A 339-nucleotide genomic window follows, 5' to 3' on the forward strand; every position below is an offset into this window, starting at 1 on the left:
GTGCGCCTTTCAGGTCACGCATATTCTTTAGCGTATTGACCAGCGCCAGCACATCATGGCCGTCGACCGGGCCGATATAGTTAAAGCCCAGCTCTTCAAACAGCGTACCCGGCACCACCATACCTTTCAGATGCTCTTCGGTGCGTTTTACCAGCTCTTTAATCGGTGGCAGGCCGCCCAGCACTTTTTTGCCGCTTTCACGCAGGCGTGAATAGGTTTTGCCGGAGAGGATCTGCGCCAGGCGATTGTTTAACGCCCCGACGTTTTCTGAAATCGACATTTCGTTGTCGTTCAGGACCACCAGCAAATCGGCTTTGATGTCGCCAGCATGGTTCATCG

The 339-nt window shown here is 53.7% G+C and carries 1 protein-coding gene; it reads right to left on the bottom strand.

Going from position 1 to position 339, the window contains the following annotated elements; all coding sequences use genetic code 11:
- Positions 1 to 339 (bottom strand): 1-deoxy-D-xylulose-5-phosphate synthase N-terminal domain-containing protein (locus NG42_RS23490; RefSeq protein ID WP_277619652.1); only part of this gene is annotated, 339 nt, incomplete at both ends.

This window comes from Winslowiella iniecta, assembly GCF_001267535.1.
GTDB classification, from domain to species: domain Bacteria; phylum Pseudomonadota; class Gammaproteobacteria; order Enterobacterales; family Enterobacteriaceae; genus Erwinia; species Erwinia iniecta.